This window comes from Bacillus sp. SIMBA_008 (assembly GCF_046535495.1).
GTDB lineage: Bacteria > Bacillota > Bacilli > Bacillales > Bacillaceae > Bacillus > Bacillus subtilis.
Genome location: NZ_JAWRWL010000265.1, coordinates 1 through 291, shown reverse-complemented (window position 1 = coordinate 291; position 291 = coordinate 1). Strand labels below are relative to the sequence as shown.

The following is a 291-nucleotide window of genomic DNA, read 5'->3' as shown; positions in this document are numbered from 1 at the left end:
CCTGCAGGAACGCTACATCGCACCACCGCTGCTGGTGCTGGAAGATGCCGAAGGCAACGCGCACCTCTACAACATGCAGCAGCAGAAGGTCGTGGCGGCATCCTTCGGCTCGGTCGAGGAACTGACCGGCGCGCATCTGATCTTCCTGCGTGACGGCAGCTACGGAATGATGCTGGCCGATGGCCGCGAAGTCCTGCCGCCGATCTATGCGCAGATCCTGCCGATGACATCGGAGCGGATCTGGACGCGGCAGTACGTCGGCCGCGATGGCGACTGGCAGAACGAAGGCAC

General features: G+C 63.6%; 1 protein-coding gene. It reads left to right on the top strand.

All coding sequences use genetic code 11. The features are described 5' to 3' along the window. Window positions 1-291 (top strand): hypothetical protein (locus tag SB658_RS23125; RefSeq protein ID WP_410602604.1); only part of this gene is annotated, 291 nt, incomplete at both ends.